The organism is Streptomyces sp. NPDC005791, assembly GCF_042871485.1.
Lineage (GTDB): Bacteria > Actinomycetota > Actinomycetes > Streptomycetales > Streptomycetaceae > Streptomyces.
The window spans coordinates 1-14076 of record NZ_JBIAIP010000020.1; the positions used below are offsets into that span (position 1 = coordinate 1).

Genomic DNA, 14076 nt, shown 5'->3' on the forward strand with positions numbered 1-14076 from the left:
ACCGCAGCCAACTCCTCACTCAGCACACCCGGTCAACGACACGACTGATCAAGAAGACACGCCATCACAGACCGCACATGACCAAGCCCTACTAGTTGTAGCCATCAGTGCGCCCCCCGGTGGCCAGCTGGTGGCCGGACGCCTTTGGACATCAAAATACCAGCGGGTACAGACCAACCAGTCACACGTGCTCTGATCAGGCAAAACGTCACTCGGTAGTACGGTCAAGCACCACACAACACGAACGCTGACGGTCTCGTAATGCGTAGGTCTCGCTACCCGACGCGTGTACCGATTGCACTCCGTACTCGGCAACGGTTAGGGCGCATGGTCGTCCTGGAAGGCAGCCGTGCACCCCTCAAGAACGCGGCAAAGCAGGGACATCCCAGGGACTTTTCAGGGACTTTCACGTCTGTCCCAGGGAGGTTCCAGGGACTTTCCGCCGCGTAAGCAGGGAAGGCCCTGACAGCGCTGAAATATACGAACACGCTGGTCAGGGCCTATCCGACTAGCACTCGATGATGTTCACCGCGAGCCCTCCCCGGGCCGTCTCCTTGTACTTGACGTACATGGAGCCCTCGTCGCTGAGGCCTCTTGCGTAGCACCAAAATCCGGTCCGAACAAAACGGGGGAATGTTGAATCTTGGCGGGGCGGCTTCTCAGGGCCGCCCCTCCAAGCAGGAGGGCCAGCTAACGTCTCACGGAGAGCGAGATGGCGATGAGGGCCGATATTCTGACCAAGGAAGAGTGCCTCAAGGACTTCTGGGACCTGGCGGTCGTGCTAGCCGTCCGGTACGGATTCGGTGCTGGCGGTCAGGAGTCGGATGACGACGACTCGCGAGGGATCCACGGCGGCGGCGCTTCCCAGAGGGCGTAGACATCGATTTTGCCGGGGCCGCTCCTGCCCTTGTTCACGCGTATCTCGCGGACGAGCTTCGACGCGAGCTCACGCCGGTCAGCTTGGCCTGCTGCCTGGTAGATCTTGCGGGCGGTCAGGAGGTCGTCCTGGGACGGCCGGGGTTGCTGCACCGGTACCTCCTTCAGTTTGGAGCGCAGTTCTGTCTGTTCTCGGATCAGTGCCTGCCTCTGGGTGTCCAGCTCGGCCCGCTTGCGGCGGGCCGAGTCCTCGGACACCAGCTCCGCGAGAACGGCGTCGGTGAGCTTGTCCTCTTTGATGCGGAGGCCTTCCAACTGGCCCTGGAGGCTCTCGAGACGGGTCAAGAGCGTATGGTCACCGTCGTTCTGTGCCCGAAGTGCGGTCATCTTTGCGGTGATCGCCTCAGCTTCGCTCTCGCTCATCTGCGTCTCATGGTCCAGCCAGTTGAGGAACCACTTCTCCGCGACGGCCAGAGACACGTAAGTCCCGTTGACCGGGCAGGACTTCGACTTGACGTGGTTGGCGCAGCGAAAGGTCACGTCGAGCGGGTTGGGGAGGCCGTCCACCAGGGGGCGACGGTGCCTCTTGTTGCGCAGAGCGGTCTGCATTCGGCCGCCGCAGCCTGAGCAGCGTAGGTGCCGGGAGAGCGAGTAGCGCGGACGGTTCGAGAAGCTCCGGCCGCTCTGGGCCATGCGGCGCTTGGTGTACGCGTCCCAGATGCGCTCGCACTCGGCCGGATCGTCGATGACCGCATCGTGGGCACCGCCGTAGTACAGGAAGGCGGTGACGTCCCGCTGCCGGTTCATTCGCTTCCTCTTCGTGCTGCCGTCGTCGTTCGTGACGACCTGGTGGGACAGCTCGGGTATGAGGTAGCGGACGTAGCCGAGGCCGAATCCGCTGTCGAGGATGGAGCAGAGGTCTCCGGTGGTGAAGGGCTTGCCCGTAAAGGTCTTGATGCCTCGCCGGTTGAGGTCGACCAACAATTTGCGGACCGAGATGCCGGCCGCGTAGTCGCGGTACAGCTGGGCCAGCACAGGTCCTGTCACCGGGTCGATCTTCAATATCCCGTTGCGGCACTTGGGGCAGGTCTCCAGCTTCTTGCCGTACTCCCACTTGGGGCAGGTCTCGCAGCGGTAGTACCCGAACCGTCCGCGGTTGGCGTGCGGCAAGCCTTTGTTCTTCCGGCGCTCGAAGGTGTCGCGCCAGGAGTCGGCCTTCTGGTTCGACTCCAGCTCGGCGATGTTGAGCATCTGGGCGATGGCGAAGCGGCCGATGGTGGTCTTGCCGTCGAAGTCCTCTTTGGCGGCCCGGACTTCGACGCCGTAATCCATCAGTGTGTCGAGGTGCTGGAGGGACTCGCGGAGGTTGCGTCCGAAGCGGGACCAGATCCAGAGGATGAGCACGTCGAACTGCTTGTCGCGCGCCATCTGTTTGATCTCTTCGACCCGGCGCTCTTCGAACTGGCGGCCCGACTCCCCGAGGTCCATGATGGGGTCGGCGATGACGTCGATGTTCTCGGACCTGGCGAGGGTCATGGCGTGGCCGACCTGGAGTTCAGGGCTGATCATGTCGTCGCGGGCCTTCGAGACCCGGACGTAGATCAGGCCGCGCTTACGGCGCCCGGCGGTGGTCGGCTGTTCCTCCAGGGGACGCAGCCGGAGTGGTGCGGTTGTCACGGTGATGCTCACAATCGCGCAGAGTAGGTCGCATTTCCGGCCGACCTTTGTCGCGGTTGTCGCACTTTGTGGCGCTTTAGGGCGGTGTGATGGCTAGGCGGCGAGGCTGTAGTGCCTTTGCGTTGCGACGAACATGGCCCCGCCACCGGAGACACGGCGTACCACGGTCATCCCGTGTTTGGCCGCCCCTACGGGGTCCACCTCGTTACGCAGCGACTGGAAACTGCCGATGACCACAGCGGGCGAGGCCCACTCCCAGACCCGCAACGTGGGCGCACGTCGCCCGGCGGCCACCTCGGCGGTGAGGACCTCGTCCAGCGCCATGTGCAGAGCGGGGGCCTGCGGCCCCGTGTGCACCAGCTGCCAGTCGTGGTCGCCCCACTCGGTCGCGTGGCCCAGAGCCCGCCGAACGGCGATGCCGACGCCCTCCGCGGTCAGGCCGAGCATGACGGTCGACTCCGGCAGCGCCGCCGTGATCCGGGCCGCCATGCCCGCGGCGTCCGTCGAAGAGGGGGCGCCCTCCAGGGCCCCGTTGATCGCGAGGATCGCCTCGTCGGGCTCCAGGAAGAAGTCCCCGGCGACGCGCACGTCGCGCAGCGCGCCTTCCTCGACGCCCAGATCCACGACGACGAGCTTGCCGCCGGGCACCTTGTACTCGCCATGCACGGCTTCGTTCCCTTCCGGCGCGCGGCGTGGATCCGAGCCTGTTGCTCCGACATCCGGACGGGCGCGCCCCTACGTCGCATCGCTCTCCGGACGGAAGCCGTCGCCGTCGCGCCCGTACCCGGAGTGCGCCGGCTCGGCCGGGCGGAGGCGCGCGAGCGGCCCACACGGAGTGATGCTCGGTCGTGTACAGCTTAATGTGCTCGGCTGTACGCGGCAGGGACGGCTCCTCTCAATGCGGGCCGGTGGTGGCCCGGCAGTGGGCGGCACGGATCAGTGCGGAGACCAGAGCCGCGAGGTCGAGGGCGCCGGCTGCGTCGTCCGCGTAGCGGGTGGTCCGCAGTGGCCCCACTTCGTCCAGGCGTACCCCCTCCACCTCCAGGACATGGGCGAGGGCCAGCAACGCCAGACGGGCGTTGCCGTCCGGGTAGGGGTGGAAGAAGGCGATGTCGAGATACGCCCTGGCCGCCCGGGCGGGCAAAGGCATCGAGGGGTCCGCACTCTGGCGCAGGCAGGCGGCGAAGTCCTGCCAGGTGTGCGGCGTCAGTCCGTAACGTTCTCGGCCGCCCTTGGCGAAGGCGTCACCCTGGCGCAGACGCACATCGGGTACGCCGAGAACCAGCTTCTGCCAGTCGTCGAGCAGGGCCGGGGCGAGCGGCTCTCCTCGCGAGGCCGCGGCGCGGGAGAGAGCCATCGCGGTGAGCAGTCGGTCGGCGCGGGCCGGGTCCCGGTGGCGGACCGGGCCGTCGAGCCAGGCGGCAAGCCCGTCGACGGCGGGCCGCACGGGCGCGGAGAGCGATGTCGCGGCCGAGGCCCAGCCGACCTGCTCCCTGACCCGGCACCACAGGGCCAGTGCGTCATTGCTCATCGCTCACGGTAGAACGTACGACCGGTGAGGTGCACCGCCACGTCTTCGCCGACCGCGTCGACCAGGGTCGGGACGGGTTCCGCCCAGCTCTCGAACCGGCCGCCGATCGCGGCTTCCACCGCCTCCGCCGCCGCCTCCGGGCCCAACCCGGTGGAGGACAGGAACCAGGTCAGCGTGGCGCCGCAGAGCCCGTACCAGGACGACTCGGCGTGGGTGCGGTCCACGACCACGGTGACCAGGCGGGTCACCGCACGCTCCAGATGCCAGCTTCGGACCTCTGCATCCGCGCCGGGATGCGGGGCGAGCTGCTCGAACCGCTCGGCCAGGTCCTCCAGCCAGTCACGCCATTCCAGCAGCGAGGCCACGACCCGCGCGGCGGTCTCCTCCGCCTCCCCGACCGAATGCGCGTCACAGCACCAGGCGGCAACCGGTCCACCGTTGTGGATCGACCAGTCCCAGCCGCACGCCCAGTGGCCGTAACGCGACACCAGGAGTGCGCGCACCTCGCGCAGGAAGCGGAAATTCTCCGAGCGTTCGGCATCGGCGGAAGGTGTCATCCGGGCGACCAGCGCTCCGATCAGGCGCTCCTCGTCGTCGTTCCACGCGAAGTCGTTCCGCCGGGGGTCGATCTCGGACCACGGCAACGACCCGGCGCGAAGCTGTTGGCGGATGGACGTGGTGTACCTCCGAAGTCTGACGTGGCGGAACAACTGCCCCAGGATGCCGATGGAAGCGAGTCGTGTCGCCCCCTTTTCCTCGTGCATGGTGCAACCGCGGGCCGAGAGGTGAACCCTCGATTTCCCGTGGCTGAACCTTCGTGACTGCGGCGGGTCGAAACGAAGACGGCGGAACCCCGTGCGGCGGCGGAGAGATCTCCTTGGCTGAAGCGCCTTCCTGGCCGCAGCGTGTCAGCCGACCCGAGGAGTGACCCCAGATGCCGAACAGCACGTCCGCGACGATGCGCGAGGTCCCGGTGAGCGGCAGACCCGCACCGCCCCGGGGTCACACCCTGCGGCTCGACATCCAAGGGCTGCGCGCGGTGGCTGTCGGGCTGGTGGTGCTTTCCCACGCCGGCGTCGCCCAGGTCAGTGGCGGTTACATCGGTGTCGACGTCTTCTTCGTGATCTCCGGCTTCCTCATCACGTCGCTGCTGCTGCGGGAACTCGCCACCACCGGCCGGGTCTCGGTCAGTTCCTTCTACGCCCGCCGGGCACTGCGGCTGCTGCCCGCCTCGTCCCTGGTCATCGCCGTCACCCTCGGCGGCGCGTGGCTGTTCCTGTCGAAGGCGAGGCTCGCCGAGTACGCGGGTGACGCCTTCGCCGGCGTGCTGTACGCCGTCAACTTCCGTCTGGCCGCCGCCGGTACGGACTACCTCGCCCAGAACAGCCCACCGTCCCCGTTCCAGCACTTCTGGTCACTCGCAGTGGAGGAGCAGTTCTACCTGGTGTGGCCGCTGCTCCTGCTGCTCACCTGGCGGGTCGCCCGCGGTCGGCGCCGGGTGGTCGCGGTGCCGCTCGGGATACTGTGCCTGGGCTCGTTCGCGGCAGGCGTCCTCATGACGGACTCCTCGGCGCCCTGGGCGTACTTCGGCTCCCTCACCCGGGTCTGGGAACTGGGCGCCGGTGCGCTCCTGTCGCTGGCCACCGGCCGGCTGGAAAGGCTGCCGGCCGCTGTCGCGGCCCCGCTGACCTGGCTCGGCCTGGCCTGCGTCACGCTGGCAGCGGTCCGGTACGACGACGAGACGGCCTTCCCCGGCTACCACGCCCTCCTGCCGGTCGTCGGCACCGTACTCGTCCTGGCCGGCGGCTGTACGTCCACCCCGTTCGGCGCGGGGTGGCTGCTGGGGCGACGGCCGCTGGTGTGGGTCGGCGGGCTCTCGTACGGCTGGTACCTGTGGCACTGGCCGCTGCTGGTCATAGCCCCGGCGGCGCTGGGCCGCCCCGACGGCACCGCCGAAGTGCCGCTCGCACTCGGACTGTCCGCGGCGGCGCTGGGCCTGGCGTGGCTGACCCTGCGCCTCGTCGAGAACCCGGCCCGTTTCCACCGGGCCTTCCGCAGACGCCCCCGCCGTGCCCTGGCCTTCGGTGCCGCGCTCTCCGCCGGGGTCGCGGCGCTGACCCTGACGGCGACGGCGGTGCCGCCGACGATCGAGGTGGGCGGCCCCGCGCCCGCGCTGGCGCAGGCACTCTCCGACGCACCGGCCCCGCAGGCACGTCTCACCGAACTCCTGACGTCGCCCCCCACCGCCCTGCCGAGCAACCTCGCCCTGCCCCTGACGCAGGTGAAGTCCTCCCGTTCCGCCGTGTACCGGGACGGCTGCCACGTCGACCACGCCGCCACCCGCACCCGGCCCTGCGTCTACGGCGACCGTGCTTCCTCCCGTACGGTCGTCCTCTTCGGCGACTCCCACGCGGCCCAGTGGTTCCCCGCCCTGCAGCAACTGGCGACCGCACGCGGCTGGAAGCTGGTCTCGTTGACCAAGGCATCCTGCAAGGTCGCCGACGTGACCCTCGTCAAGGAACACAAGCCTTACACCGCCTGTGACGCCTGGCACTCCGACGCACTGGCGAGGATCAGGTCCCTGCGCCCCGTCCTGGTCGTCGCTTCCTCCTCGGACGCCGGTGACCCGGCCCGCCCCACCACCGACCCCCTCCAGCAGTGGACCACCGGCTTCGCCCGCACCTTTCGTGACCTGGGCAGATCCGGAGCCAGGGTCGCCGCCCTGCTCGACACCCCGTGGCCCAAGGGCGACCCGATCGACTGTGCCGCCAGGAACTCCCTGCAACTGCACGCCTGCGCGGACCACGTGCCCGGCGCGACCCGCGACGCGACCCGCGGCTCCGCCATCCGCGCCGCCGCCTCCACGACGGCCACCACGGTCATCGACCCCACCCCCTGGCTCTGCGCCCCTCGCACCGGCAACTGCCCCGTAGTCGTCGCCGACACCGCCGTCTACCGCGACGGCAGTCACCTCTCGGAGGCGTACGCCGAGGCGCTCGCCCCGGTTCTGGCGCCGTCACTGGACCGCCTCGTGGGCGCGAACTGAGGAGGGGGCGGAGCCCACCGGGCATCGACAGTGCCCCAGCGGGCAGTTGGACCTGCCCGTGAGGCCGGTGACGCCCCGTCAGGAGGCGGCTAGCGTCGGAGTGTGAACCGATGCACCCCGCCGACATCACGCCCCGCCGTGGCGCCCAAGTGGAGCCGGCCCGGCACGTGACCAAGGACTGGGAAGGCGCGGCGTCCCCCCACGTGGAGGGGACGACCGGGCATGACGACGACTTCCGGGCACACCCCACAGCACCGCACCCCGATCCGGCGTCGAGCCGCTCGGGACAACCCCGGTTCACAGGGCGCGAGGCCGTCGGGTACGCATCCACTGAGCACGCGGTGGCAGAAAGCGAAGCCGTGCGGAACGCATCTGTGGGGCACCCCGCGGAACAGCCGCCCGCCACTGGGGCGACCGGCCCCTCTCCGGCCAAGGACTCGTCGACCGCCGCCGACACGCCGGACATCCGCACCCCCCGACGCCGTCGCCGCGGCCCCGGCCCGTTCACCCTGATCGTGCTGCCCAGCCTGGTGGTGGTCCCCGGGGTCTTCGCCTTCCTCGCCCTGACCGGCGGCCTCGACATGGCCCCGTCGCAGGAGCCGGACACCGGCCAGTCGGCTGTCAGCAATGTGGACGGCTCCTACGTCCCCTGGCTGCGCAGGGCGACCGCGGACTGTGCGGGAGTCACTCCCGCACTCCTCGCCGCGCACATCGACCAGCTCTCCGGGTGGCAGGAGGACACCGCGAGCCTCTCCGAGCACGGTATCGCCCGTTTCACGGACGCCGGCTGGAAGACCTGGGGCCGGGACGACGACGGCAACGGCAGTTCCTCGCCGCTCGACACGGAGGACGCGATCATGGCGCTGGGGCGGCAGGACTGCTCCCTGGCGAAGAAGGTGATCGCACTCCGTACCAAGGGCTCCGTCAACGGTGACGTCGCCGACCTCACGCTCGCCGCGTACACGGTCGGGACGGAGCAGGTGGAAGAGGCCGGCAAGGTCCCCGCCCCGGCCCGCGCGTTCGTCACCGACGTCAAGAAGCGGCTGCCGCAGTACGACGCCCTTGTCCGGGGGAACCCCGGGCAGGAGAGCGGCCAGGCCTCCGGCGCGCTGCTGGCGGCGCCCGTCACCACGCTCACCGTCTCCTCGCAGTTCGGTTCCCGCACGCACCCGCTGACCGGGGTCACCAAACTCCACACGGGCATCGACTTCAGCGCGCCGCAGGCGGCGCAGGTCTCCGCGGCACGGGAGGGCCGGGTCACATTCGCGGGCATGACCCCGGCCTACGGCAACCGCGTGGTGATCGACCACGGCACGATCGACGGCAAGCGACTGGAGACCACCTACAGCCACCTGTCCGCCTTCCAGGTGACCACCGGTCAGAGTGTGACCACCGGCTACCCCGTCGGACTCGTCGGCTCGACAGGCCTGTCCACCGGCCCGCACCTCCACTTCGAGGTCCTGTACAACGGCCAGTACATGGACCCGGTCGCCTGGCTCGAAGGCGGTGGCTGAGCCCACCCGCAGGATCACGCGATTCCCGCGCACCGACGTCAGCAGGCGGTCCGGCAGCGCACCGCGTCGTGGCGGCCCGGCCCTGTCCGCGGGCGGTTCCTGAGACCAGGGACCCTGCCTTCGCGTCGCTTCATACGCCGGTCTCCGGCCGCAGGGCGTCGGAGACGGACTTGACGCCGCCGTGCGCGGTCATGCCTCCGTCCACGGGGATCTCGGCGCCGCTGATGAACGACGACTCGTCCGACAGCAGGAAGACGACCAGCGGGGCGACTTCGTCGACGGTTCCGGTGCGGCCGAGTGGAGTCTCGCGGATGTTGGCCTCCCGGAAGGCGGGGGCGGCCGATGCGGTCATCTCGGTCTCGATGTAGCCGGGGTGGACGGTGTTGACACGGATGCCGCGCGGGCCGAGCTCCAGGGCAGCCGTCTTCGACAGGCCGCGCAGCGCCCACTTGCTGGTCGTGTAGGCGACCGGGTAGTGGGCGGTGAGAGCAGCTGAGGAGCCGACGTTCACGATGGAGGAGCCGGCAGGCATCAGCGGGGTCAGGTGCTGGATACCGAGCAGCGGACCGGTGACGTTGACCGCGTGGACGCGCGCCATGTCCTCGGGCCGTACCTCGCCGACACGGGCCCGCCAGGTGATGCCGGCGTTGTTCACCAGGCCGTGCACCTGGCCGTACGTCTCGCGCAGCTCAGCGGCCAGCTCGGCCCAGTCCTGTTCGTCGCTGACGTCGAGGCGGCGGCAGCCGGGTGCGTCCGTCACGTCGGTGGCGATGACGCGGGCGCCCTCGCGGGTGAGGGCCGCGGCCTCGGCGGCGCCCTGGCCCCGGGCCGCGCCCGTGACGACGACGACTTTGCCCAGGAGCCTCTTGGGGTTCCCCTCGTTCACGGCCGCTCCCGGTCGCGACGTCGGCCGGCGGGCAGGGGCACGGGCGCCACACCGGACACGACGGTACTGGTCAGGGTGCCGATCCCCTCGACGGTGAGGCTCACCGTGTCGCCCGGCTTCAGCGGGGGCGGTGTCTGTTCGCCGCGCAGACCCCACAGCTCGGCGAGGCAGCCGCCGTTGCCGCACGTACCGGAGCCCAGGACGTCCCCCGGTACGACCCGGGTGCCGCGTGAGGCGTAGGCGGTCATCTCCTCGAAGGTCCAGCTCATGTTGGACAGCAGGTCCTTGCCGATCACCTCCCCGTTCACCTCGGCGGCCAGAGCGAGGCGCAGCAGTCCTTCGGCGTCCCGGTACGGTTCCAGTTCGTCGGCGGTGACGAGGTAGGGGCCGAGGGTGGTGGCGGTGTCCTTGCCCTTGCAGGGGCCGAGGCCGACCTTCATCTCCGCGGACTGAAGGTCGCGTGCGGACCAGTCGTTGAAGACGGTGTAGCCGACGATGTGGTCGCGGGCCTGCTCGGGGGTGAGGTCGCGTCCCTCACGCCCGATCACCGCGCCCACCTCCAGTTCGAAGTCGAGCACCGACGACCCGGGGGGCATCGGGACCTCGTCGTGCGGGCCGTAGACGGCGTGCGGGTTGGTGAAGTAGAAGGTCGGCGCCGCGTACCACTGCTCGGGTACGCCGTCGACGCCGTCGACGGCGCGGCGGACGCCCTCCACGTGCTCCTCGAAGGTCACGAAGTCCCGTACGGATGCGGGCTGCAGGGGAGGGAGCAGCCGTACCTGGGAGACGTGGGGTCCGGGCGGTACGTCCAGGGCCGTCGCACCGGCGGCGAGCAGCCCCGGGAGCCCGTCGACCTCCTTCAGGAGAGCGGTGAGTGAGGTGACACCGGGGAGGGGGTACAGGGTGCCGTCCTCCTCCACGAGGGCTACACGGTGGCGGTGCTGATGCTCGTAGCTGGCGAAACGCATGTGCGGCTCCTGGAAACGGGGAGGGTCGGTAGAGGGGACTGCGCTTCAGGTTCGTGGCCCACGGTGATGCGGCCGCGGTAGCCCGCCGAGGGCGGAGGCTCGGACGGCTGTGGCCTCGGCGTGCAGGTGGCGCAGCCCACCAGGCAGGTGTGTCGTCGCCGATGGCCACGGCGGAGGCGATACCCATCCGGTTGCCGTACGGCGGCGGGCCTCCCGCCGTGAGCCCGGGCGGGACGGGGCGAGGTCCCATGGGGAGGGCCGGGGACGCGGCTGAGTGAGCCAGGGCGTGGACACGGGTGCCGCGTCCCCGCGGACCGGAGCCGGTTCCCCAAGGCTGTCCCGTAGTCCCTGGCAGGCGCACGACGACAGCTACGGCACATCGCCGCGTTGTCGGAACGCCCGCATACATCCAGCATGCGGACGTCCCTCCGGCTTGCGACGCACCGCATCTGACGCCACGCGCTGATCCACCACGGATTTCGGGACAGCCCTCAGACCGGCGGGGCGACGAACACGCCTCGGTCGGGGTCGTTGAAGGACTCCTTGGCGACGATTTCGTTCATGGCGTTGGCCGTTCCCCACTGGTCGGTGACTTCGGGCTTGGAGAAGTCGTAGACGTGGGGGTGCCAGGTGTCCTCGTCGAGGTTCTCCAGCTCGGTGGTGTATTCGACGGTGTTGCCGTGCGGGTCGAGGAAGTACGTGAAGGTGTTGTCGCCCGCCATGTGCCGTCCGGGCCCCCAGACCTTTTTGAAGCCGGCCCGCATGACGCGGCCGGAGCCGCGCATGTACTCGTCGATGCCGCGCATCTCGAAGGAGACGTGGTGCAGGGCGGTGTGCGGGCCCTGGGCGATGGCCATGGAGTGGTGCTGGTTGCTGATCCGCATGAAGTGCATGACCTCGCCCATGTGCGGTGAGGAGAGCGTGTCGGAGAGGGCGAAACCGAGGTGGCGCTCGTACCACTCCCGGGTGCGGTTCAGGTCGGGGGAGTTGAGGACGACGTGGGAGAGCTTGACCGGGATGGCCTCCTTCTCCTCGATCTTCCTGTGCTGCCGGACCTCGACGTCGGCCGAGACCTCGATGGTGCGCCCGTCGACGTCGAAGAAGCGGAAGCCGTATCCGCCGCCCGGGGTGGCCACGGTCCCGGGCCGGGTGATCAGCTGGACGCCGTCGGCGAGGAGCCGCTCGGCGAGGGTGTCGACGTCGGCGGGGTTCGCGGCGCCGTAGGAGACGAGGTCGAGGCGCTTCTCCTCGGCCTTGCGCAGCCGTACGACGTACTGCTCGGGGGAGCCCTCGGCGGCCAGGAAGGAGATCCCGGAGTCCTCGGTGACCTTGGTGAGGCCCCAGACGCCGGCGTAGAAGTCGAGCTGCTTGTCGTAGTCGGGCACCGCGAGGTCGACGTGACGCAGGTGGGTGAGCAGGCGTGCGTTCATGGTGGTCCTCCTCGTTGAGGTCAGGCGAGTCGCAGCAGGGCGGCGGCGTTGCCGCCGCGTACCGCGTCGAAGTCGGTCTCGGACAGCCGCGCGGCGCGCAGCGCGCCGACCGGATCCCCGGACCCCATGTCGAAGGGGAAGTCCGAGCCGAGCAGGACCCGGTCCGCTCCCGCGACCTCGATCAGTGAGCCCAGCACGCGCGGGTCGTGTACCAGGGAGTCGAAGTGGATCCGCTTGAGATAACTGCTGGGCAGGTGGGCGCAGCCGGCACCGGCGTCGGCGCGCGCCGACCAGGCGTGGTCGGAACGGCCGATGTGGGTGGGCAGGTAGCCGCCGCCGTGAGCGGCGATCAGCTTCAGGCCGGGGTGCCGGTCGAGCACCCCCGAGAAGATGAGGTGGGAGAGCGCGACGGCGTTCTCGGTGGGCTGGCCGACCGTGTTGGACAGGTACCACTGGTCCAGGCGTTCGTCGAGGGTGCACCCGAAGGGGTGCAGGAAGACGATCGCGCCCGTCTCGTCGGCCCGGGACCAGAAGGGCTCGTACGCCGGGTCGGACAGCTCCCGCCCCGGCGCGTGGCTGGAGAGCTCCACGCCGGCCAGCCCCTGGTCGAGGGCGTGGTCGAGGGCGCGCACCATGAGATCCGGGTGGTGGAGTGGTACGAGTCCCAGCCCGCGCAGCCGGTCCGGCGCCTGGGCGCAGTGTGCGGCGGTGGCCTCGTCGGCGAGCCGGTAGACCTTCTCGGCCGTGTCCTGGTCGGTCCAGTAGTGGTAGTGCGAGGGGGAGGGGCTGACCAGCTGGACGTCGACACCCTGGACGTCCATCGCCGTGAGGCGTGCAACGACGTCGGTCATCTTCGGAACGCGTGCGCGGACCATGGGGCCGCTGACGGCGAGGGCGGCGGGGCCGTTGCGCCGGACGTCGAGCTCCTTGGCCTCGGCGTGGCCTGGCAGGCCGGCGACGAGCGCCTCGACCTCGGGGAGCAGGACGTGGGCGTGCACGTCCACGGTGGGGGTGGTCACGGCAGCTCCCGGAGCATCGTCATGGTGCGGCCCATCAGGCCGGGCACGTCGGCGTCGCGCACCCCGTCGAGCTGCCACTGCCCGATCTGTACGGAGGCTTCGACGACGGGGCGCACACGGGCGATCCGGCGCTCGTAGTACGCCTGGAACAGCGTGTCGTCCCAGGTGTCCGACCCGGTCAGCATCTGGGCGAGCACCCAGGCGTCCTCCAGGGACAGGGCGGCGCCCTGGGCGAGAGTGGGCGGGCAGCAGTGGGCGGCGTCGCCGATGAGGACGACCCGGCCGCGGTGCCACGAGCCCTCGACCAGCATACGGTCGAACCAGGTGTAGTTGACCTTCGCCGGGTCGGTGATCGTCTCGGTGATCTCCGGCCAGAAGCCGCCGTACGCGGAGGCCAGACGGCGCATCTCGTCGGCGTACGACTCCGGCGGGATCGAGGCACGGTCCCGGTTCGCCTCGACCACGTACGCGTAGAGCGTGGTGTCACTGGTGGGGCAGTAGCCGGCGATGTGGGCCGGGCCGCCGTAGGCGAGGTCGGTGCGGGTGAGACCTTCCGGGCGCGGGGCCGCGATGCGCCAGATGGCCATGCCGGTCGGCTCCGGCTTCGCGGTGATGCCGATGGCGGCGCGGGTGGCGGAGCCGAGGCCGTCGGCCGCGATCACCAGGTCGTAGCGGCCCTCGGCGCCATCGGTGAAGCGGACGGTGACGCCGACGTCGTCCTGGTCGAAGTCGGTGGCCCTGACGCCCAGGCGCACCCGGGCTCCGCTCGCGCGGACGGCGTCGATGAGGATCCGCTGGAGCTGGGGGCGTTGCATGCCGACGGTGGCCGGCAGGTCCTCGCCTCCGCTGCGGATGTCGTCCTGGGCGTGCAGGACGGTGCCGTCGGGGGCGGTGATGCCGACCGACCCGAAGCCGTAGCCGGACGCCTCCACCCGCTCCCACACGCCCAGTTCGCGCAGGACGCGCAGGGCATTGCCCTGGAGGGTGATGCCGGACCCCGCGGTGGCGTTCCAGTCGTCCTTGGCCTCGACCAGCTCGACGTCGAGGCCGGACCGGCGCAGCAGGACCGTGGCGGCGTTGCCGGCCGCGCCGCCGCCGATCACCAGGACCGTACGGGCATTACTCATGG

At 70.0% G+C, this 14076-nt stretch carries 10 protein-coding genes and 1 pseudogene; 2 read left to right on the top strand and 9 right to left on the bottom strand.

Annotation, left to right across the window (positions count from 1 at the left end):
• Window positions 1-813: 813 nt before the first annotated feature.
• From ACFYSH_RS30210 to ACFYSH_RS30225, 4 genes and pseudogenes are all read right to left on the bottom strand, one after another.
• Window positions 814-2565 carry a recombinase family protein gene (locus ACFYSH_RS30210; RefSeq protein ID WP_388756559.1) on the bottom strand — a complete coding sequence of 584 codons (1752 nt, stop codon included), beginning with the start codon at window positions 2563-2565 and terminating at the stop codon, window positions 814-816.
• 114 nt (window positions 2566-2679) lie between these two features.
• A pseudogene (locus ACFYSH_RS30215) lies at window positions 2680-3219 on the bottom strand (biotin/lipoate A/B protein ligase family protein); the annotation flags it as partial.
• 229 nt (window positions 3220-3448) lie between these two features.
• Window positions 3449-4084, bottom strand: coding sequence for a Fic family protein (locus ACFYSH_RS30220; RefSeq protein ID WP_359478543.1), 636 nt, complete (start codon window positions 4082-4084; stop codon window positions 3449-3451).
• The gene (locus ACFYSH_RS30225; RefSeq protein WP_388756562.1) at window positions 4081-4848 is read right to left on the bottom strand and encodes a hypothetical protein; all 768 of its coding nucleotides are present in this window, start codon (window positions 4846-4848) and stop codon (window positions 4081-4083) included. The genes ACFYSH_RS30220 and ACFYSH_RS30225 overlap by 4 nt, the downstream gene beginning before the upstream one ends.
• A gap of 170 nt (window positions 4849-5018) precedes the next feature.
• On the opposite strand from ACFYSH_RS30225, the gene ACFYSH_RS30230 reads away from it, so the two are divergent.
• Together ACFYSH_RS30230 and ACFYSH_RS30235 are read left to right on the top strand one after the other, a co-directional pair.
• Entirely contained in the window at window positions 5019-7130 is a 2112-nt protein-coding gene (locus ACFYSH_RS30230; protein ID WP_388756565.1) for an acyltransferase family protein, read from the top strand.
• 359 nt (window positions 7131-7489) lie between these two features.
• Window positions 7490-8644, top strand: a complete 1155-nt coding sequence (locus tag ACFYSH_RS30235; protein ID WP_359478531.1) for a M23 family metallopeptidase — start codon at window positions 7490-7492, stop codon at window positions 8642-8644.
• Window positions 8645-8774: 130 nt separating this feature from the next.
• Here the strand turns inward: ACFYSH_RS30235 and ACFYSH_RS30240 are convergent, their stop codons facing one another.
• The 5 genes from ACFYSH_RS30240 to ACFYSH_RS30260 all read right to left on the bottom strand — a co-directional run bounded on the left by ACFYSH_RS30240 (window position 8775) and on the right by ACFYSH_RS30260 (window position 14074).
• Window positions 8775-9530, bottom strand: a complete 756-nt coding sequence (locus ACFYSH_RS30240) for an SDR family oxidoreductase (protein WP_359478528.1) — start codon at window positions 9528-9530, stop codon at window positions 8775-8777.
• Complete coding sequence (locus ACFYSH_RS30245) at window positions 9527-10498, bottom strand: fumarylacetoacetate hydrolase family protein (RefSeq protein ID WP_359478525.1); 972 nt, start codon at window positions 10496-10498, stop codon at window positions 9527-9529. Before ACFYSH_RS30245 ends, ACFYSH_RS30240 begins: the two co-directional genes overlap by 4 nt.
• A 491-nt stretch (window positions 10499-10989) precedes the next feature.
• Entirely contained in the window at window positions 10990-11928 is a 939-nt protein-coding gene (locus tag ACFYSH_RS30250) for a VOC family protein (RefSeq protein WP_359478522.1), read from the bottom strand.
• 20 nt (window positions 11929-11948) lie between these two features.
• On the bottom strand, window positions 11949-12947 hold the full coding sequence (locus tag ACFYSH_RS30255) for an amidohydrolase family protein (protein ID WP_359478519.1): 999 nt from the start codon (window positions 12945-12947) through the stop codon (window positions 11949-11951).
• Window positions 12944-14074, bottom strand: a complete 1131-nt coding sequence (locus tag ACFYSH_RS30260) for an FAD-dependent oxidoreductase (protein WP_359478516.1) — start codon at window positions 14072-14074, stop codon at window positions 12944-12946. Before ACFYSH_RS30260 ends, ACFYSH_RS30255 begins: the two co-directional genes overlap by 4 nt.
• Window positions 14075-14076 lie beyond the last annotated feature (2 nt).

Coding starts and splice junctions, on each gene's coding strand:
- ACFYSH_RS30220 (WP_359478543.1), bottom strand. CDS start 4,084: ATGAGCAATGACGCACTGGCCCTGTGGTGCCGGGTCAGGGAGCAGGTC.
- ACFYSH_RS30225 (WP_388756562.1), bottom strand. CDS start 4,848: ATGCACGAGGAAAAGGGGGCGACACGACTCGCTTCCATCGGCATCCTG.
- ACFYSH_RS30230 (WP_388756565.1), top strand. CDS start 5,019: ATGCCGAACAGCACGTCCGCGACGATGCGCGAGGTCCCGGTGAGCGGC.
- ACFYSH_RS30245 (WP_359478525.1), bottom strand. CDS start 10,498: ATGCGTTTCGCCAGCTACGAGCATCAGCACCGCCACCGTGTAGCCCTC.
- ACFYSH_RS30250 (WP_359478522.1), bottom strand. CDS start 11,928: ATGAACGCACGCCTGCTCACCCACCTGCGTCACGTCGACCTCGCGGTG.
- ACFYSH_RS30260 (WP_359478516.1), bottom strand. CDS start 14,074: ATGAGTAATGCCCGTACGGTCCTGGTGATCGGCGGCGGCGCGGCCGGC.